The sequence below is a fragment of the Streptomyces sp. NPDC002790 genome (assembly GCF_040295505.1).
Lineage (GTDB): Bacteria > Actinomycetota > Actinomycetes > Streptomycetales > Streptomycetaceae > Streptomyces.
Genome location: NZ_JBEOVM010000012.1, coordinates 66,904 through 85,662, shown reverse-complemented (window position 1 = coordinate 85,662; position 18,759 = coordinate 66,904). Strand labels below are relative to the sequence as shown.

Here is an 18,759-nt window from a genome sequence, read left to right as displayed (position 1 = left end):
GCAGGCAGGGCGCGCACCTGCTGACGCGGTGCGGTGGCATGTTTTTACATCGATGTACATTGGCTGTAAAGAGTCCGCGGCAGGGAGCCGGTACGGAGGGGCGACGCACAGCGGGCCCCGGCCCGCCACGATCTAGACTCGGGGCCGACGCGGGGCAGAGAGGTGGCCGGTGGTACGACCGAAGATCAAGGACGTCGCACGACACGCAGGGGTGTCCGAGAAGACGGTGTCCAATGTGATCAACGACTACGTCCATGTCTCGGCGCGGACCCGGCGAGTGGTCCAGGAGGCCATCGACCAGCTCGGCTACAAGGTGAACCTGGCCGGCCGCCACCTGCGCAAGGGCCGCACCGGCATCATCGCGCTGGTCGTCCCCGAACTCGACGTCCCCTACTTCGCCGAACTCGCCTGGCACGTCATCCGCGAGGCCGAACAGCGCTCCCTCACCGTGCTGATCCACCAGACCGGCGCGGACCGCGACCACGAACTGGCGGCCCTGACGGGCTTCGACTCCACCTTCGTCGACGGAGTCATCCTCAGCCCGCTCGCCCTGACCGCCGACGACCTGCGGGACCGCACGGGCACGCCACCAACCGTGCTGCTCGGCGAGCTGCTGGAGGAGGGCGCGGACCACGTCGCCATCGACAACGAGAAGGCCGCGCGGGAGGCGACCGAGCACCTCATCGGTCTCGGGCGCCGTACGATTCTCGCCGTCGGCGGCCGGGACGACGCGGGCCTCGGCACCGCGGAAGCCCGCACTCGCGGCTACCGCGCCGCCCTCGCCGGGGTCGGCCTCGCCCTCGACCCGGCCGCACTGCTGCCCGTGCGTTCCTTCCGGATGCCCGACGGGGCCGAGGCGGTGACCCGGGCGCTTCGCGAGGGCGCCCAGCCGGACGCACTGCTCTGCCTCAACGACCAACTGGCGCTGGGAGCGCTGCGAGCCCTCTACGAAAACGGGGTGCGGGTGCCCGAGGACGTCGCCGTGATCGGCTTCGACGACGTGGAGGGCGGACGGTTCAGCACGCCGACGCTGAGTACGGTGGCTCCCGACAAGGCCGCAATCGCCAGGATCGCCGTCGAACTACTGGCCCGCCGAATGGACGAGGCCACCGACCGCACCCCCACGGAGACCTCCTCGGCCGCGGCCCGCTCCCCCCAGGACCTGGTGGTGGCCCACAGGTTGGTGCTGCGCGAGAGCACCGAGGGTGCCGTGCGGCACCCACAGGGTCCGTAGCGGGTGGTGGCGGTGAGCGTCGCGGTCTCGGGGTCGTGGTGGCACTCGATCGTGCAGCGGCCCAGGTGGGCACGTAGTCCTCGCCGTGGCGGGCGCCGTAGCCGCCGTGCGGCAGAATTTCGTTGATTGCGGCCACATCGGCTTTGCTCAGCGTGAGATCGGCGGCACGGCGTGCGCCCTGCGGACGGTTTCGGGGCCGGCGACGTGTCGGCGACCTTGCGGATGTTGTCCGGGCGGCTGTCGAGGGCGACCCCGATCTCCTCGGGGGCAGCGACATGTCGAAGCCGAGCTTGGTGGCCAGGACGACCCTCCTCGCGGAAGTTCTTGACGGCCCCACCGAGCAGCTTCTCGTTGGAGCCGGTGCCCCAACCGTAGAACTCGGGGGTGTCGAGGAAGGTGACACCCAGGTCGTGGGCGCGCTGGATTGCGGCAATGCCTGTGGGGGGTGTGAATTCCACACTCATGGACGCGACGCACGAGAGGGAGGCTGCACGAAGGGGGGCGCCGCACCCAGGCAGGCCTGATGTCCTGTGCGGAGGCCGCACCGGGACGCCGGGGAGATGAAGCGCCATGCGCGGCCTGCGGTCTGGACCGCGCCGGCGGCTGTGCGCTGGGGCGCGCCGGCTTTGACCGAGAGCGATGCGAAGACGGTCCGTCGCCAGGCAGGTTCCTAGATTCCGGCGAGGACGGTGGGGTCTCCCTGGGTCCAGGCGTTGTCGACGGTGACGTGGTGGATGAGCCAGACCTCCCCGCTCCTGACAAGTTCGACGTCGTAGCGGTTGGTCATGAGGACGTGGCGTGAGTGGTCCTCTCGGGGCAGGTGCTGGCACGCCACGATCGCCTCGAGGCTCGCCCTGTCGCCGTCCAGGCTGACGCGCGGGTTGCTCACGGAGTGCGTGGTGTCCAGGTGGCCGAGCGAGGCCAACAGGGCTGCGGCGATGATCTCGCGGCCTTCCACCGGCGGGTACTCCTGGCCGGCCTTCTTCGTGGCCGGACCGAAATCGGCTACTGCATCGTCTGTGAACGCGGACGAGAGAAGTTCCTTGTCACGCAGGTCGAGGCCGGCTGCGTAGCGGTAGATGGTCTCCACCACGGCGAACTTGTCCGTGATTGCCGCGGTGGAGGTGCTGCTGCCTGTTGTCGACATGGTGCTTCCTTACTTGGCGGGCCGATACACGATCAACCGTAGACCGCTAAACGACAGGTGTCGAATAGCGGTAGCGTCGAGAACGAACCCGACCGAAGGAGCGACATGTCCGACGTGAATCCCCTCCCTCGCCGGCGCCTGCGACGCGCCCTTGGCGTACCTGCCGATGGCCGGTTCTCGGCGACTGCCCCAGCGACCCGGGGGTGCAGCGCTGTGATCACCCTCGAAGTAAAGTGCGCCCATGGTGAGTGATCAGCCCCCGGCAAACGACGCGGACCCGCGCTTCACGCGCTCGCGACGGGCGATCGCCGATGCACTTGCCGACCTCATGCAGCGGACACAGTCGTGCCCCTCGGTCTCCGCCCTCTCGGAAGCTGCCGGCATCCACCGCGCCACCTTCTACAACCACTTCGACTCCGTCGAAGAGGCGGCAGTATTCGTGATCGCAGACGATTTCCGCTCCCTTCACGACCTGAACATCAGCGATCGGCGGATGGGCGCGGACCCGACCGCCGTGGCAGTGGCGACGCTGAACGCCATGCTCGACTCCCTCAGGCAGCGCAGAGGCCTCTTCCTGCTGGCTTCGACCTGGCAATCGCCGAGCGGACTGATGGGGATCGGCGACCTTCTCCTGGAGCAGCTCCGCGCTCTTCGGCGCGACCTCGGCGCCGACGAGCGGGAATCCGGCCCGCACAACTCCGTCGAGGACGTGTTTACCGCCTCCGGCGTGCACGGAGTCTTCTCTGCCGCCGTCGGGGGCATCACCGACTGCGACCCGGAAGAGATCGCTGTCCGTCTGTACGCCCTCCTCCCCGACTGGATCCGTCAGCCACCGCAGTCGCCGACGACCTGAGCCGACGGCTCGGCGCCGTTCGTGAACCACGACGGCCCGCCGCCCGCCTGAACCCCGGGCGGCGCCTGGTCGTCCGGTCGGAGCGGACCCGCCCCTGCCCTGTCGGCGCCCCCGCGGCTTCCATCAGAAAAGGGACTGGCCTACGCCCACTACATCCCCGTCAGTCAGCACAGCTGAGGCGCCGGCGGAACGAGAGCGTGGCCTCACAGAATGATGCAGAAAGGGTGCCCCGCCGGGTCCAGCATGACTCGCCGGCGCTCGGGAAGCGGTTGCACCTCCGCTTCGACGGCTCCCAGCGCGATGAGCCTGGCCTGGGTGGCATCCAGGTCCTCCACGCCCAGTTCGAGGTGAGCCTGCTTCGGTACGGAGGAGTCCGGCCAGCTGGGGGGCTGGTAGTCCTCGACGCGGTAGAAGCCCAGCCCGGGTGCCCCTTCACGGCCCAGCAGCACGAAACCGTCGGTGGAAAGAGTGACGGGCAGGCCGAGTGCCTCACCGTAGAAGCGGGCCAGCTCGGCAGGGTCGGGACAGTCAAAGGTGACGGCCAAATAGCGGATCGCAGGATCGGTATCGGTATGGGTGCTCATCAGAGGACTCCTTGCTGGCGGGGCAGGCCACGCGCGGTGATGCCTGCCGTTCGGCGGTGCCGGGCTGGGCCGGCCTGTGATCGGTGCGACACCGCGCTCACTGTGTGCCCACTTCACCGGTCGGAAAGTCCGGGTTCGGGCCCTCGGGCATGCTCTGCAGGGTCCGCTGCAGGCCGTCGCCGATGCGGTCCATGGTGGCCTCGTAGGCTTCCGGCATGTCGACGTCGAGCCGGTCGGCGAGCACGAAGACCCACCACAGGCACTCGGCCAGCTTGTGCCGCAGTTCGGCGTCCACGTCACCGTCGATGCCCCAGGTGCGCTCAGCGGCGAGCACCAGGCGCCCGACGTAGGCCGCGTCGTTGGTGAAGCCGAGCGCGAGCTCGGGCAGGGTCCAGGTCCGGCCCAGTACGCGCTGCTCGATCTGCTCGTACTGGGCTCGGACCTGCAGTGCTTTCTCATCGGCCTCGATGAGGCCGGCCTTTTCGTCGCGTTCCGGCGTCTCGTTCACTAGGTGTCCCTCCGGGGAGATGGTCGGTGTCATTGACGACGCTAAAGGCAGGTGGACGTAGCCGGTGATCGCCTACAGGGGCCCGGAGACCGCCCGGCTTCCCTCCGTGCCGCACGTCACGGTGTGTCTGTGGGAGCCAGTTCGAATTCGGACCGCTCGGACTCGACTCCGTTGATCTGGAGGGAGATTGCATGTCGCCCGGGGTAGTAGCGGCGTGTCGTGATCGGCCGGAACGAATGCTCCCGCATCACCTCCATCTGTGCGCCCGGTTCGAGGGTTCGGGTGGTCAGTTTGAAGGTCTTGCCGGTCCGGTTTCCGTTGGCCTTGCGGTGATGCACGATGTAGGCGATCGTCAGCCGCGCCGCAGTATCACCTACGTTGCGGATCGAGGCGGTGAGCTGGACGCTCTCACCAAGAGGGACGATGTCCCGGTCCAGCCGGGGCCCGACCACGTCCAGGACGGCGGGAGCGAAGCCGAGCAGTTCCAGTGCCCCGAGGTGGCCGCGCTTGATGAGCGTGCGCAGCCCGTGCCGTACCAGGCGTTCCGTGGTGGCATCAGGACTGTCCAGCCAGCGGCGCGCCGTGTCGACGACGAGCTCGGGGTGGTCGCGGCTGAGGTCGTTGAGGTGGTTGGCGACCGAGCGGCGTACGTATGCGCTCTCGTCCCGGTAGAGGGCGTCCAGGATGGGGACGGTCGCTCCGGGACGGGCCAGGATCTGTGGCACACGTACCGCCCAGGGCAGATAGGGACGGGTGCCTTCGGAGGCGAGCCTGCGCACGTCGGGGTCCGCCGATCCCGTCCAGTCGTCCGCGATGGCGCGGAGTGCCCGGTCGAGGTCGTGTCGCAGCAGTGTCCTGATCGCGAACTCGGAGGAGAGCCGCCCGGTGAGGTCGGCGAGGAGCGCCATGGCGTCGTCGAAGGGGGCGGTCTCGCCTTCCTGGACGGCGCGGGTGGCGAGCGCGCTGGTGACCGGCCAGATCAACCATCCGGTGAACTGAGGTGCATTGTCGCGGGCCGTTCGTACTGTCCGGGCGAGTGTGCCGTAATCGCCCGGTAGGTCTGTCAGCAGTGCGTCGCGCAGCAGGTCGGCGCGCTGTCTGAGTGGCAGCGGGCCGATCTGCCGTGCTGCCGCGTGCAGTGCCGTGAGGGTGGCGTCCGGAGCGGCGGCCCGGATGGCGTGCGTGAGGTTCTGCACGGTGTGGCGGCTGATGAGTTCGTCGGCGAACGGCATGCTGGTCTCTCCGTCATGTGACGTGGTGCAGCGCGGTGGTGAGCTGCCGGTCCATGCTGTCGTGGTCGATCGTGGCGCGGACGTGAGAGTCGATAATGCGTCCGTCGCCGGTCTCGACGATGCGTCGCCACAGGAAGCCGAACTGTCGCTTCAGGTAGGCGTCGATGTCTGCGTTCGCCTTTACGAAGTCGGCGGCGGAGAGGCCCGGGACCGGGCGCAACGTGGTGATCTCAAGTGTCTCGGCCATGATGTGTTCCGTTCTCGTCACGCAGTGCTGTTGATGGCGGTCAGCGGACGAACGCCTTGGCGGACAGGCCGTTGACCGTGGTGTCACCCTGCTGGAAGCCGACCATGGACTCGATCATGCTGTGGGGGTAGTCGAGGGTGACTGCCGTGAGGCTGTTCAGTTCGGTGATCTGCGCGTCGGTGAGCGTGACGTCGAGCGAGGCGAGATTGGCGGCCAGCTGCTCCTGTGTCCGGGCGCCGACCAGGGTGGACGTCACCTCGAAGCGCTGCCGCACCCAGGCGAGCGCCACCGCTGCCACTGTCGTACCGAGGCTGTCGGCGATCTCCTGCAGGGCGTCGAGGAGGACGAAGGTCGGTTCGCTCAGGTAGGAGGCGGCGTACGCGGTGCGCCCTGAACCGGCCACCTGGGTGGCGGTGCGCGAGTACTTGCCGGTCAGGACCCCGCTGGCCAGCGGACTCCATGGTGTGATGCCGAGTCCGAAGCGGCGGGCGGCTCCGAAAGTCTCGCCCTCGACGCTGCGGGCGAGCAGGGAGTACTCCACCTGGAGTGCGGCGACGGGCTCCCATTCCCGCAGCCGGGCGGTGGTGGCGGCCTCGGCGACCCACCAGGCGGGCGCGTTGGACAGGCCGATGGCGTGGATCTTTCCCGCGCGGACCAGATCGGTGAGGGTGGACAGGGTCTCCGCGACGGGAGTGTGCCGGTCCCACTGGTGCATCCAGTAAAGGTCGATGTAGTCGGTGTTCAACCGGCGCAGAGACGCGTCCAGTTGGGCGCGGATCGCCTTGCGGCCGGCACCGCCGGAGTTGGGATCGTCGGCCGCCATGCTGCCGCCGAACTTCGTCGCCAGGACGACGCGGTCACGGCGGCCGGGACGCTGGGCGAAGTAGCGGCCCAGGGTCTCTTCGGAAGCGCCGCTGTTGTACATGTTGGCGGTGTCCACGAAGTTGCCGCCGGCGTCGAGGTAATGGTCCAGCAGCCCGAACGAGGTTTCTGGGCCGGAACCCCAGCTGCCGTCGTCGAAGTTCATGGCGCCGAAGGCCAGAGGGCTCACGCGGAGCCCGGAGCGGCCGAGGGTGCGGTACGAGGTGAGTGACATGGTGTTTCCTTCTGGGTCTCGCAGTCTCAGAACTACGGATGCGGACGATGGTCCGCGGTGGGGCGTGGACTCCACACTCGCCGACAGGGCCCCGAAGAGGGAGGTTGCGCGAGGGCGGGTGTGCCACACCCAGGCCATTCGGTGAAGCAGGTCCGTGCCCCGGGGTGTCCCCTACAGGTCCTTGATCTGCGAGTCGCCGACGGCGAGAGCCAGTTCGGGCCCGTAGGCGGAGGAAGGCGACTGGAAGCCAGGCGTGAAGGAACCGGCCAACACACGGCGGGCGATCTCCACGGAGGAAAGCTGGGTGAACCGGTAGCCGGTCGGTGTGTCGATCAGGGAACGGACCACGCTGCCGTCCCGGCCGGTGACCTCGGCCACGACCTTGCTGCGTCCGACTTCCCTCTCCTGGGCGGTAGGGCCGTCGGGCAGCGTCGAGAGGTCCAGGTCGATGGGGAGCGGCCGGCCGACCTGCACGTACACCTCGATCGAGGGGATGCCCGTGGCGTAGTGGCTGGTGATCAGGTCGCCCATGGACACGGATACGCACTCTTCCGGACCGTCGTCACCGAAGTCGAACGAAGCGGCCTTGGGCTCCGGCAGCGCGACGATGTCCCCGTCCTTGCGGACCAGCACGCCCAGGTCACCGATGCCCTCGGTGGCGCTGACGATGGACCCGCGGGAGAAGAGATTCAAGCCTTCCGACTCCTCGGGGGTCGCGCTGAGGAGCTTGAGCGCCAGGCGCAGACCGATGGGCTCGTCGACGCGTGCCGCGGCATGCGCGGCCACGCAGTCGCTGGGCACGACGTCCCAGCCGGCGCCGGACATGACCATCACGCCGGCGGCCGCGGCCTCGGCGTGCCGGGAACGCGCGGTGGCGAACACGTCGTATTCGGCGGTGGTGTCGAGGTAGTGCACACCCTTGTCGATGCAGGCGTCCATCAGCGGGCCCGCGGTGCGCTGGAAGGGGCCGGCGACGTTCAGGACCACGGTGATGCCGTCGAGCGCGTCTCGCAGGAGTGCGGGGTCATCGACCGTGAATGCCCGGCTGTCGACACCAAGTTCCTCACCGAGTGCCTTGACGCGCTCCTGGTTGCGGCCGGCCACGACGACGTCGAGGCCCGACTCCTTGGCGTGCTCGGCGACGAGCTTCCCGGTGTAACCGGTGGCTCCGTAAATCAGCAGGCGGGGGGTGGCTGACATGATGCGCTCCCATGAACAGGCAATGAGGTGGGACTGCGGGAAAGGCCCGTCCCGAGCGGTGACGCGCTCGGTGCTGTGTGCCTCGCATCCAGGCTAGGAGCAGATCCGGACACATACGGTCCTGGTCTCCCACCGGTCGCCGCGTGACCCTCCCGGTCGTCACGAGCGGCTCGTCACGGCTGCTCGTCGGCTCCCTGCCGGCCCGCTTCGTTCCCTCGGTACAGAGCGTCGAGCCGGGCGAGCAGCGCCTCGCGAACGGAGGCGGGGGACAGCACCTCCAGCGGCGTGCGCAGGCTCAGGAGGTAACCGGCGAGCTGGTCGGGGTCGGACCCGCCGATGCTGATGACCGTCGCGTTCGGCCCGTCGGGTTCATGGGTGGCGACGATGGGTGCCACCAAGCGCCGGGCGTCGTCGTGGGACAGCGGAAGCCGGACGCGGGCGAAGAAGGGATATCCGGTGCGGGTGATGGTGTCGGAGACCAACTGCGCGGCGTCCGGGGTGTCCGGCACCTCGACCACCTCCCCGGTGGACTCGGCCTCCACCACCCGGTCCGCACGGAACGTCCGCCAGGCCGACCGTTCGACGTCGCGGGCCACGAAGTACCAGTGGACGCCGGTGTACACCAGGCGGTACGGATCGACGCACCGGACCGTGGTGGTGCCATGCATGTCGCGGTAGGTGAGTGTGGTGCGCTCGGAGGCCCGGCAGACGGAGGCCAGCAGCAGGAGCACGTCGGCGGACGCCCGGGGGGTCTCGCAGCGCGGGGTGTGTTCGACGGTGGCATCGAGCCCCTCCAGCCGCCTCGCCATCCGGGTGGGGAGGATCTGCCGCAGCTTCAGCAGTGCCGACAGTGCTGCCGGGTCGGCACCCAGTGCCGCTCCGTGTGCGGCTTCCCTGAGCGCCACGGCTACGGCGAACACCTCGTCGTCGTCCAGGTTCAGCGGCGGCATGCGGTTGCCCGCGCCGAAGCGGTAGCCGCCGCCCGGCCCCGGTACGGACTCCACGCCGTAGCCGAGCTCACGCAGCTTGTCGACGTCCCGGCGCACCGTGCGCTCGGTGACGTCCAGCTGTCGCGCCAGCTCCGCATTGGACCAGGTGGGCCTGCTGGACAACAAGGACACCAACCGAAGCAGCCGAGCGGAGGTGGTGATCATGGAACGAACCTATCCGGAAGCCGTGAGCGGGGCGGCCCCGCGTGGGTCGGAGCTGGCGCGGAGCTCTCGCACACCGCGGTCGCGGCGCCGGCAGGACATCACGCGATGGTCGCGCCACGCTCGGCGGGCGCCACGAGGGACGCGACCGCCGCGGCGCTCGCGCTGCCGGGCTCGGGAACGCCGACCAGGAGCTGCTGTCCTGGAGCGTCGTGGACGTCGAAGGTCTGGTACGTCAGCTCGATACGGCCGGCGCCGGGCAGCACGAAGACCTTGTACGCCCGGGGCATGCTCTCGACCTCGTTCTCCTGCCACACCCCGCGGAAGTCCGGTGATTCCTGCGACATTTCCGCCACGAGACCGCTGATGCCGGGGTCGTCGGGGAACCGGCCCGCGTGCAGCCGCAGCGCGTGCACCGTGGCGCGCGCCACGACGGGCCACTCGACGAAGACCTCTCGTGCACGAGGATGCTGGAACAGCACCCGGACCGTGTTCGAGGTGCCCTCGAAGGGTGCGAGAAGTGCGGTGGCGACGGCGTTCTTCGCGAGTACGTCGAAGGCGGGGCTCAGCACATAGGCGGCGGCTGCGGGAAAGGCGTCCAGCAGGTTCAGCAGAGAAGGATGGGCCAGGTCACGGCCCCCGGCCGAGGTGAGCGCGGGGTGAAGGCCCGCCAGCCGGAAGAGATGGGTCCCTGCGTCCGGCGTCAGGCGCATCACCCGCCCCACCGCGTCGACCACCTGCGGTGAGGGGTGGCGCTCGCGCCCCTGTTCCAGGCGCGCGTAGTGGTCGACGCTCACGCCGGCGAGCACAGCCACCTCTTCCCGCCGCAGGCCCTTGACTCTTCGGCTGCCACCACCGGCGAGCAGACCCACGTCGGTCGGTTCGGTGCGGGCGCGGTTCGCGCGCAGGAAGGCACTGAGTTCGTTCCACGGCTGCCGCATTTTCCGACCTGCCGGTTGGGGCGAACGGAAGGGTGACGTAGGGACCGGAGCGGCGGACACCGCCCCCACTACCGGGCTTTGCGCCCGTCCTCAAGGAGGGCGGAGACAGTCCGCATCAGTGCTCACGCACCGATTGCGGATCATCCAGGTCTCCCCCAGCCATCGCACCGTCCCGCAGGAGGATCAGCACCGCGGTGGTGTGCTCGCTGTCGGTGCAGCCCGCAGCGGTCGCGAGGTTCAGGACCGTCTGCCGGAACCAGGTCCGGTGGGCCTGGACCGCCCGCCGGACATGCCCCGTGCCTACCCCGCTGAGTTCGCACCCTTGCCATCAATTGGTGCGGTCGGAGACGGTCTGGACAACGCGATGATGGAGTCGTTCTGGTCCTCGATGCAGATCGAGCTGTTGAACCGCAAGCGGTCGAAGCCCGGGACGAGTTGGCGAACGGGGTCTTCGAGTACATCGAGGTCTGCCACAACCGACAGCGGCGCCACTCAGCACTGCGTTACCGCACGCCGGTCGAGTAGAACCACTCTCCGAGAACGACACCACCCACGCCTCCAGTTAGCCACCATAGCTGGAACCCAAACCGTGGGGCAGGTGGTCGGCCTCGACGGCTCCGGGCCGACGGCGACGCAGCTGGTGGCCGGAACCGGCAACCCTAAGGTCGAGCGGCACGGGCCCCGCCTGGCGCATGTACCGGCCCAGGACGTTGTCGGCAAGACCGGGTTCCCCGCAGCATCCGGATGGATCACCCCAGGCTGGGGTATCCCCTGGGCGAGCTGCAGCCGACGCAGCGCATCGCGGAGTGCGAAGTTTTCGGACCCTACGCCGAGTTGGATCCAGGCGAGACCATGCGCCTGGACACGTCCGTCCTCCTGGGTCCACTCGGTGGAGCGGTGACCGAGGTCGGGCCGTGGGGCTGGTGGCACCTGCCGCCCGCCGCCGAGACCCTGCAACCGGGAGCCGGGACACAGCTCGGCGGCCGTGCTCGCGGGGATCCCACTCGACCTCGGCGCGTTGCCACCGCTGCCCGACGTAGCTGCTCCTGAGCCTTCGGGCGGGGACGGCACCAGTCGTCCAAGGCCCCGCGCTCTGCGAGCTGTTGCTGGTCACCCGGTGGGCGCCAAGTCCTCGAGGCTCCGGCCTCGCGTCTCGGGGACGAGCGTCGCCGTGAAGACCAGGGCGAGCAGGCAGATGCCGGCGAAGAGGAAGAAGGTTCCGGAGGCCCCGATACCGTCGACGAGGACGGGGAAGAACTGCGAGACCAGGTAGTTGCCGCCCCAGAGCGCGAAGGTCGCCACGGAGGCGGCGACGCCGCGGACCCGGGTGGGAAAGATCTCCGAGATGATCACGTAGGCGACGGTGCCGAAGGAGACCGCGAAGAACCCCACGTAGGCGAGGATCAGAACGAGAAGCAGGGCGGCGTTCGGGTGGGCGGCACGGAAGACCATCCCGGTACCGGCGAGCAGCACCGTCATCGCGGTGGAGCCGACCAGCAGCAGTGCGCGGCGGCCCACCCGGTCGATGAGGCGCATGGACACCAGGGTCGCCACGACCAGGACGACGCCGATCAGGACGGTACTCATCATGGCGCCGTCGGAGCCGAAGCCGGCGGTGCGGAACACCTCGGGGGCGTAGTAGAAGATCGCGTTGATGCCGGTGATCTGCTGGAAGAGTGCCACGCCGACCCCGACGACGAGCATGCGGCGCAGTGCCGGTGCCAGCAGCTCGCGCAGTCCGGCGTGTTCCTGGGAGAGTGCGCCCTCGATGGCGGTCAGTTCCGAACGGGCGTCCTCCGGCGTGGCGTTGACGTGTTCCAGGACGGTCAACGCCTCGTCACTGCGGCCCTTTCGGGCCAGCCAGCGCGGACTTTCGGGCACCAGGAAGAGCATCAGGAAGAAGGCGACCGCGGGGATCACTCCGAGGGCGAATATCCAGCGCCATCCCTGATCGATGTTCCACGCTTCGCTGTTGACGTGCGCGATGACCGCGCTGACGGCGAAGACCACCAGGTTGCCGATGGTGTTGAAGAACTGGTTGAACGAGACGAGGCGTCCGCGGACGGCGGCGGGGGCGACCTCGGCGATGTAGAGCGGGGCCACTGTTGTCTCGGTGCCGATCCCGATGCCGACCAGGATGCGGAAGAACACCAGCCATCCGGAGGTCGGGGCGAGTGCCTCGCCGCAGGCGCCGACGAGGAACACGAGGGCCGTGCCGAGCATGACCTTCTTGCGGCCCACCACGTCGCTGAGGCGTCCTGCGATCACCACGCCGATGACGCAGCCGACGACGATGCTGGATGTCACCCAGCCCAGGCCGCCGGGGGTGAGGTGGAAGCGGTCCTGGATGAAGCCGGTGGCGCCCGAGATGGCGCCGTTGTCGAAGCCGAACAGGAATCCACCGACGGCGGTGACCATGGTGATGACGACGACGTTGGCCATGTGTCCGCGCCCGTTTCGGCGGCGGGGACCGTCGATGGAGCCGGTGCCCCGAGCCGTGGTGGAGCCGGCCGGGGAGGATGTACTGTCCATCAGGACCTCCGTCCTGGAGGGCCGCAACGGCCCTGGGGTGGTTGTCGGTGTCACATGTGGCGTGGGTGCTCGCCGCGTGCGCAGGTCAGTCGTCGATGCGGCGGACGGTGACCCGGTCGTAGAGGGAGCGGACGGGATGGTCGCTGGACAGTCCCGCGGTGAGTGAGGCCGCATTGGAGGCACCGCAGGCGGCGGCGACGCGCAGATGACGTCCCCAGCCGCGGTCGGCGGCGGTGAGCAGGCTGTGCACGAGCCCGGCGCAGAACGCGTCGCCGGAACCCACCGCGCTGCGGGTCGGGACGTCGGGGGCGGTCACCTCGTACGTACCGTCGGGGGTGAGTGCCAGCGTGGGGCGCGGTCCGTCGGTGACGATGACGCATCCGGTGCCACGGTCCCGCCAGATTCGAGCGGCGGCGAGCGCCGAGCTGCCTGCGTCGGACACGGCGGCGAGTTCCTCGGCGTTGACCTTCACGACGTCCGGGCAGGCGCGGATCCCGGCGGCGAGGGCCGGGCCATGGGCGTCGAGGACAGTCAGTACGTGTCCAGGTGCTTTCGCGGTCCACTGTGCGTACAGGTCGTACGGGGCGCCTGGGGGCAGGCTGCCGGTGCAGACCAGCGCCGCGGCGTCGTTGGCTGCCCGTACGAACACCGCCTCCAGGGCCGCGAGTTCACCCTGGTCGATCTCCGCGCCCGTGGCGTTGTACACCGTCGCGCCCTCCGGGTCGGCGAGGTCGACGAGGACCTCGTTGACCCGGGTGGCGCCGCGGGTGGTGACGAGGCCGGCGGCGAGTTCCTCGGTGTCGAGGAGGTCGCGCAGCAGCTGTCCGGTGGGTCCGCCCGCGAATCCGAACAGGTGCGGCGTCGGGTGCGCGGCGGGAGTGACCGGCGGGTCGGTGGCGAGGCTCGCGAGGACCCGTGCCACGTTGACCCCTTTGCCGCCGGCGAGAGTCTCGCTCCGGGCGAGGCGGTGCACGCTGCCGGGCTGGTTGCGGTCGACGACGAGGAGCCGTTCGATCGCGGGGTTGACGGAGGCGATGGCGATGACGGTGTTCACTGCGGGCCGACTTCCTTGTTCTCGGCGGAGTTCAGGGGTGGTGCGCCTGCCGCGCCGGGCAGTACGGCGTCCAGGGCGATGCGTGCGGCGGACTCCGCCACCGGCTCGGGCACCGTGCGCACGTCCAGGTCGATGCCCCACCGCGCCTGACGGTGGGCGGCCATCTCAGGGCGGCGCCACAGTGATCCGGCGAGCGCCACGGTGTCCGGCTGGATGCCGGCCAGGGCGCACATCTCGCCCAGGACGGTGTGGGTGTGGTCGGCGACCCGGTCCAGGGCGTGGCGGACGAGATCGGCGGCGCGCAGACCGGGAGCGAGCCCGGAAATGCTGAGCAGGCCCTCGTCCGAGGTGTCCGGGCCGGCGAGGTCGACGTGCAACGCGGTGTCGGGACCCGGGGGTTGGGTGGCCAGGGCGACGAAGAGGGCGTCGAAGTCGCCGTCGTAGAACAGGTCGGCGAGCAGCTGGACCAGCTTGCCGGTCGGAGTGGCGCTGCCCAGGAGGTACCCCTGGGCCGACCAGGAGCGGCTGTGGTCGATGCCGAGATCCCAGGCGCGGCGCTCGGGCGCGTAGCTGTCGGAGGCGACCATCAGGTACTCCGAGGTGCCGATCGAGTCCAGTACGCGGGCCCCGCTGTCGCGGTGCACACCGTGGGCGGCGACGACCTGGTCGTGGCCGCCGATGACAACGGGGACCTCGCCCGCAAGTGTCACTCCGGGTAGTACGTCGGGTCGCAGGGCGCCGGCGATGGCCCCCACCGGCAGCGGCTCGGGGAACATCGTCGGAGTGAGGCCCAGGCGGTGCATGACGTCGGGCAGTGGCTCCAGTGTGACCAGGTCGAAGCACTGGCTGTGCGTGAGCTGGGCGGCGGCCGATGTCCAGCGACCGGTCATCCGGTGCACGGCAAGGCTGCCGAAGTCCACCCAGCGGGCCGTGGAGCGCCATACCTCCGGTTGTTCGGCCCGCAGGTGTGCAGTGCGTTCGGGAGTCTGGGCGGGGCGGTGGCGCATGCCGGTCGCCGTGTAGTGCTCGTAGGAGTCGAGGAGTTCGGCGGTGTCCGGTGTCAGAGCGGTCCGCGGCGGGTTCTGCCACCACGCCAGAGACGGATGGAGCGCCTGCCCACGCGTGTCCACCGGCACGGCCTCTTCTTGTCCGAAGCTGGCGACGCACACCCCGGCGAGCGCTCCGTGGGGGTGTGCGGTGGTGGCCGCGTATCGGGTGACGAGTTCTCGGGTGCGGGTCCACACCTCCTCGGCATCGTGGAAGGTGAGCCCGTCACGGGTGACGGTGGGGGTACGGATGCGGCCCGCGGGCAGGACGGCTCCCTCGTCCGTGACGCCGACCGTCTTGAGGTGGGTGGTGCCGATGTCGATGCCGAGAAACCACATTGTTTCCGGGCCTCCTCACGCGTCGGGGTGCGGGCCCGCCGGTGTAGCGGCGGCGGGGTGGGAAGAGCGGATACGGCGTCAGTTCAGTCCGAGCTTGCCGGGGTTGAGGACGCCATCCGGGTCGAGGGTGTTCTTGAGCCGGCGCAGCAGGAGGTGGCTCGCGCCGAGGGACTGCCGGGTGTACGGGGAGCGTGCAAGTCCCCCGCCGTGGTGGTGCGAGAGTTCGGCGCCGTGCTCGAGGGCCACGTGCATCGCCGTCGCCCAGATCTCACGGAGCCGCTCCACCGCGGCGCTGTCGGATTCCGCGTGGCCGCGCAGGATGAGGTACAGGGAGGTGCCCTGGGTGTACACGTGGGAGAAGTGGCCCAGGACCTCGTCGGCGAGCGGGGCCAGCGCCTCGGCCAGCGCGTGGTACAGGGGCAGGATGCCGCGCCAGGTGTGGGCGACCTCGATGGTCTCGGCGAATCCGCCCTCCTGGTCCAGCAGCGTCTCCACGGAGGAGAAGTCGAAGCGGCGTCCCATCCACTTCTGGGCCCCTTCGGGTCCGGTGGGGGTACCGCCGTACTCGGCGGCGATGCGGCCCAGGGCGTCGAGTTCGGCGCGGGCGACATCGTTCGGCCCTTGCGTCCCGGCGAACATCACGGCGGTGTCGACGGTCTCGTCCTGCAGTGCGTGGCGCGCCTCCACGGGGTCGTACAGGCGCAGCAGGAACGGGCGCAGTCCGGCGGCCGCCTGGGCGCGCATCACCGCGACGCCGGCCTCCACCGAGGGCAGGGTGTACGTCTCCAGAAGACGGGTCTCGGGCAGCGGGAACACCTTGAGGGTGACGGAAGTGATCACGCCCAGCGTCCCTTCGGATCCGAGGAAGAGACGGCGCAGGTCCGGGCCCATGGCCGCGCGCGGCGACGCCGTCAGGCGCAGTGTTTCACCGGTGGCGAGGATGACGGTGTAGCCGGTCACCAGGTCTTCGATGCCGCCGTAGTACGAGGAGAACTGGCCGGTCGCGAGTGTCGCGAGCCAGCCGCCGACGCTGGAGCGGTACAGGGACTGCGGGGAGTGACCGAGGGTGTAGCCGCGAGCCTGGAGCGCGTCCTCCAGCTCGCCGCCGTTGCAGCTCGCCGAGGCGGTGACGACCAGGTCTTCCTCGTCCAGCTCGTGCGAGACCGGAAGCGCCGAGAGGTCGAGGACGATGCCGCCTCGCACGGGCAGCGGCTGGCCGGTGACGGACGAGCCGAGGCCGCGCGCGGTGACGGGAACGTCGTGCTGTGCCGCGGTGGCCAGCACGGCGCGGATCTGCCCCTCGTCGGCGGGACGGACCACCACGTCACCGCGGTGCTCGTGCCGCTCCAGCCTGGCGAGCTTGGTCGACAGGGGCCAGGAGTCGTGACTGGAGGAGGCGAGGGACGTGTCGTCGGTGCGGACGGCCTCCGGCCCCAGCACGCTGGTCAGCGTGGCCAGAGTCGTGGACAGGGCTGCCATGAGAGCTCCTGGGTTGCGGGAACCGGCGTTCGTTGAGGGCGGGTCGGTCTCGGCACCGCCGGTGGGCCGGAGCGGCTCGATTGACAGCCGCCGTTCCGGATCCTAGGCTCAAAATGCAATTCTCCGCAAGCTGCATATTCAAGGAAGCGAGTCACCATGGACGCACGGACCGGCAAGAAGATCAGGCTCGGACGGCTGGTGCGCCCCGAGAGCGGACGGGCCGTCGTGGTGGCCGCCTCGCACAGCGTCAACAGCGGCCCCACCGAAGGACTGCGCACTCTCGACGAGATCCGCGCCGTCTTCGCCCGGATGCGCGGCGCCGACGCGATCATGGTGACGCCGGGCATGGTGCCGCACGTGGAGTCGACCTTCATCGGGCGCGACCGGCCGGGCCTCGTCCTGCACCTGGACTGGAAGAGCCACGCCCGCGGCGTCTACACCCCGGGCGCCGACGGCCGCAGCGAGGGCGTGCTCGCCCAGCTCTCCGACCTGGAGTCGGTCGCCGCGGCCGGCATCGACGCGGTGATGACGTACCTCTACCTCGGCCAGCGCGACAGCCGCTTGGAGCGAGCGGAGATCGAGCGCAACGCCCGGATCGTGCGCGACTGCGAACGCCTCGGCCTCGGTGTCATCATCGAACCGCGCTCGGCCCTGGAGGGCGACGACCCGGACGCGCTCAGCGCCAAGGTGATGAGCGCCTACTGCCGTATCTCCGCAGACATCGGCGCCGACCTCGTCAAGGCACTGTGGCCCGGATCGGCCGAGGCCTGGCAGGAAGTCACTTCCAGCACCTATGCGCCTGTGCTCCTCGCCGGCGGCAAGGGTGGCGAGGACCCCGAGGACACCCTGCGCCTGGCCGCCGACGCGGTGGGAGCCGGCGGCGGGGGCGTGATGTTCGGACGGCGGGTGTTCCGCGCGCCCAGCCCCGAGGCTGTGTTGTCCGGGCTTGCGGCGGTCGTCCATGATGGGATGTCCGCCGACGCGGCCGGGAAGTTCCTCGGCTGACCCACCATCAACCGTCCCGTGGCCCGTCAACTCGGGCCGCGGGAACCGGAATACGCGAGAGCACACGCAGACCTGATGACAGTGACCCCCAGCACAGCCGGTGATCCGACGGCAGCCATCGCCCGTGACGCGCTACGCGTCGGCACCGGCGGCCGGCTCCCCACCACCACGCACTACCAAGACACCTTGGGCGTGGGCTCCGGGACCGTGCAAAAGGCACTACGCACCCTGCGCGACGAACACGCCCTCGCATTGGTGGCCCGGGGACACCAGGGCACCTTCGTCACCGCCCTGGACACCGGCAAGCTGTGGTCGGCGGCCCGCCTCGCCCCCGTGCACCTGCTCCTGCCGCCGAACGCGCCCCTCGAAGCGACCCATGTCGCCCGGGCGGTGGCACGAGTCTTCGCCGACTCGGGCATCCTCACCACCATCGGCCATCAGCGGGGCGCGGAAGGCCGGTTGGCGGCGCTGGGCCGCCAAGAGGCCGACCTCGCCCTCGTATCGGCGGGCGCCGCCGATGACCTGCTCCGGCCCGGCAGTACGCAGGGGCATCGCTCAATCAGTCTTGGCGAGTGCACCTACTACGCTCCAGGCACCCTGGTCACGGTCTCCCGCACGGACAGCACGGCAGGCCACCGCACCGGTCCCCTGCGCGTGGCCCTCGACCCGGCTTCCGACGACCACCGTCGACTCACCGAGGCCCAATTCCCGCCGAACGGCGTGCAGTACGTGGAGACCGACTTCACCCAGGTGCCTCGGGCCGTACTGCTCGGCACGATCGACACCGGCGTGTGGCACACCGTGGACACCCTGATCCCGCTGGAGGCGGCCGGGCTGGGCACGACGCCGCTCTCCACCCCCGAGGCGCTCCAGCTGGCCGCGGCCATCTCCGCCGCGGTCCTCGTCTCCACCGAGGACAACCTGCCCGGGATCCTCCTGGAGCGCGCGGCCCCCGAAATCGCGGCGCCTCGCCCTTCTGACAACTTCACTGCCGCCGTGCCCCATCCGCCCATCCGGCTCGACGCAGCCCAGTAGCTCCGTCAGACGGGTACATACGGCCCGCCGGCCGTGGTCGATGCCGCTTCACGACAGCGACGGAGGCCGTCGTCCG

At 69.8% G+C, this 18,759-nt stretch carries 17 protein-coding genes and 1 pseudogene; 5 read left to right on the top strand and 13 right to left on the bottom strand.

What is annotated here, in order from left to right; translation table 11 throughout:
• Positions 1-169 precede the first annotated feature (169 nt).
• On the top strand, positions 170-1,234 hold the full coding sequence (locus tag ABT004_RS09465) for a LacI family DNA-binding transcriptional regulator (protein WP_351333314.1): 1,065 nt from the start codon (positions 170-172) through the stop codon (positions 1,232-1,234).
• 670 nt (positions 1,235-1,904) lie between these two features.
• Here the strand turns inward: ABT004_RS09465 and ABT004_RS09460 are convergent.
• Positions 1,905-2,381: a nuclear transport factor 2 family protein gene (locus ABT004_RS09460; RefSeq protein ID WP_351333311.1), complete on the bottom strand. Its 477-nt coding sequence runs from the start codon at positions 2,379-2,381 to the stop codon at positions 1,905-1,907.
• Positions 2,382-2,622: 241 nt separating this feature from the next.
• On the opposite strand from ABT004_RS09460, the gene ABT004_RS09455 reads away from it, so the two are divergent.
• Entirely contained in the window at positions 2,623-3,234 is a 612-nt protein-coding gene (locus ABT004_RS09455) for a TetR/AcrR family transcriptional regulator (RefSeq protein WP_351333308.1), read from the top strand.
• A gap of 203 nt (positions 3,235-3,437) precedes the next feature.
• Here the strand turns inward: ABT004_RS09455 and ABT004_RS09450 are convergent, their stop codons facing one another.
• The 8 genes from ABT004_RS09450 to ABT004_RS09415 all read right to left on the bottom strand — a co-directional run bounded on the left by ABT004_RS09450 (position 3,438) and on the right by ABT004_RS09415 (position 10,193).
• The gene (locus ABT004_RS09450) at positions 3,438-3,818 is read right to left on the bottom strand and encodes a VOC family protein (RefSeq protein ID WP_351333305.1); all 381 of its coding nucleotides are present in this window, start codon (positions 3,816-3,818) and stop codon (positions 3,438-3,440) included.
• Positions 3,819-3,915: 97 nt separating this feature from the next.
• Positions 3,916-4,326 (bottom strand): nucleoside triphosphate pyrophosphohydrolase family protein, encoded by a 411-nt coding sequence (locus ABT004_RS09445; protein WP_351333302.1) that lies wholly within the window; start codon positions 4,324-4,326, stop codon positions 3,916-3,918.
• Between the two features lie 116 nt (positions 4,327-4,442).
• On the bottom strand, positions 4,443-5,558 hold the full coding sequence (locus tag ABT004_RS09440; RefSeq protein WP_351333299.1) for a DNA alkylation repair protein: 1,116 nt from the start codon (positions 5,556-5,558) through the stop codon (positions 4,443-4,445).
• 13 nt (positions 5,559-5,571) lie between these two features.
• The gene (locus ABT004_RS09435; RefSeq protein WP_351333297.1) at positions 5,572-5,805 is read right to left on the bottom strand and encodes a hypothetical protein; all 234 of its coding nucleotides are present in this window, start codon (positions 5,803-5,805) and stop codon (positions 5,572-5,574) included.
• A gap of 40 nt (positions 5,806-5,845) precedes the next feature.
• The gene (locus ABT004_RS09430; RefSeq protein ID WP_351333294.1) at positions 5,846-6,901 is read right to left on the bottom strand and encodes an aldo/keto reductase; all 1,056 of its coding nucleotides are present in this window, start codon (positions 6,899-6,901) and stop codon (positions 5,846-5,848) included.
• A gap of 171 nt (positions 6,902-7,072) precedes the next feature.
• Positions 7,073-8,101: a saccharopine dehydrogenase family protein gene (locus ABT004_RS09425; RefSeq protein WP_351333292.1), complete on the bottom strand. Its 1,029-nt coding sequence runs from the start codon at positions 8,099-8,101 to the stop codon at positions 7,073-7,075.
• Between the two features lie 173 nt (positions 8,102-8,274).
• Positions 8,275-9,255 carry a helix-turn-helix transcriptional regulator gene (locus ABT004_RS09420; protein ID WP_351333290.1) on the bottom strand — a complete coding sequence of 327 codons (981 nt, stop codon included), beginning with the start codon at positions 9,253-9,255 and terminating at the stop codon, positions 8,275-8,277.
• Positions 9,256-9,353: 98 nt separating this feature from the next.
• Entirely contained in the window at positions 9,354-10,193 is an 840-nt protein-coding gene (locus tag ABT004_RS09415; protein ID WP_351333287.1) for a helix-turn-helix domain-containing protein, read from the bottom strand.
• 322 nt (positions 10,194-10,515) lie between these two features.
• Here ABT004_RS09415 and ABT004_RS09410 point away from each other — a divergent pair.
• Positions 10,516-10,718: pseudogene (locus tag ABT004_RS09410) on the top strand (integrase core domain-containing protein); the annotation flags it as partial.
• A 585-nt stretch (positions 10,719-11,303) separates the two neighbouring features.
• On the opposite strand, the gene ABT004_RS09405 reads toward ABT004_RS09410, so the two are convergent.
• The 4 genes from ABT004_RS09405 to ABT004_RS09390 form a co-directional block, all read right to left on the bottom strand.
• A complete protein-coding gene (locus ABT004_RS09405; RefSeq protein WP_351333284.1) occupies positions 11,304-12,725 on the bottom strand; it encodes a sugar porter family MFS transporter in 1,422 nt (473 codons plus the stop codon).
• A gap of 85 nt (positions 12,726-12,810) precedes the next feature.
• A complete protein-coding gene (locus ABT004_RS09400; RefSeq protein ID WP_351333281.1) occupies positions 12,811-13,779 on the bottom strand; it encodes a 1-phosphofructokinase family hexose kinase in 969 nt (322 codons plus the stop codon).
• Entirely contained in the window at positions 13,776-15,164 is a 1,389-nt protein-coding gene (locus tag ABT004_RS09395; protein ID WP_351333278.1) for an FGGY family carbohydrate kinase, read from the bottom strand. The genes ABT004_RS09400 and ABT004_RS09395 overlap by 4 nt, the downstream gene beginning before the upstream one ends.
• Positions 15,165-15,242: 78 nt before the next feature.
• Complete coding sequence (locus tag ABT004_RS09390) at positions 15,243-16,643, bottom strand: FAD-binding oxidoreductase (RefSeq protein ID WP_351333276.1); 1,401 nt, start codon at positions 16,641-16,643, stop codon at positions 15,243-15,245.
• A gap of 156 nt (positions 16,644-16,799) precedes the next feature.
• Here ABT004_RS09390 and ABT004_RS09385 point away from each other — a divergent pair, with 156 nt between their 5' ends.
• Both ABT004_RS09385 and ABT004_RS09380 read left to right on the top strand, forming a co-directional pair.
• Positions 16,800-17,648, top strand: coding sequence for a class I fructose-bisphosphate aldolase (locus ABT004_RS09385; protein WP_351333273.1), 849 nt, complete (start codon positions 16,800-16,802; stop codon positions 17,646-17,648).
• 75 nt (positions 17,649-17,723) lie between these two features.
• Positions 17,724-18,683 (top strand): YhfZ family protein, encoded by a 960-nt coding sequence (locus ABT004_RS09380; RefSeq protein ID WP_351333270.1) that lies wholly within the window; start codon positions 17,724-17,726, stop codon positions 18,681-18,683.
• Positions 18,684-18,759 lie beyond the last annotated feature (76 nt).